This is a genomic window from Pseudoalteromonas sp. T1lg22 (assembly GCF_002964645.1).
GTDB lineage: Bacteria > Pseudomonadota > Gammaproteobacteria > Enterobacterales > Alteromonadaceae > Pseudoalteromonas.
This window is the reverse complement of the sequence record NZ_PQBY01000025.1, coordinates 1-289: the sequence shown is the minus strand read 5'-3', so window position 1 is coordinate 289 and position 289 is coordinate 1. Positions and strand designations below refer to the sequence as shown.

At 58.1% G+C, this 289-nt stretch carries 1 protein-coding gene; it reads right to left on the bottom strand.

Annotated elements, in window-relative coordinates; all coding sequences use genetic code 11:
* The coding region (locus C2M24_RS14445) for a hypothetical protein (protein WP_158683782.1) at positions 1-289 on the bottom strand (289 nt) is incomplete at both ends.

Here is a 289-nt window from a genome sequence, read left to right as displayed (position 1 = left end):
GGTGGTGGTATCGGTGACCGTGCCTGTGTTCCCGGCAGCGTCGGTCACTGTCATGGTGACGGTCAATTCGCCGTCAGCGAGGCTTGAAAGGTCTTGCCCTACGACGGTCACGTTGCCGTTGCTATCCGTGCTGATCGCCGAACTCGGTACCGTGATCGTCGTCACACCATCACTGATGGTGATGCTGTCGACGGTGGCACCGGCTTCAACAACGCCAGAAAGGGTCACATTGGTCGCTTCCTCTGCGCTTAATAGCTCATCGCCGCCGTCGTCGAACGCAATACTGTTT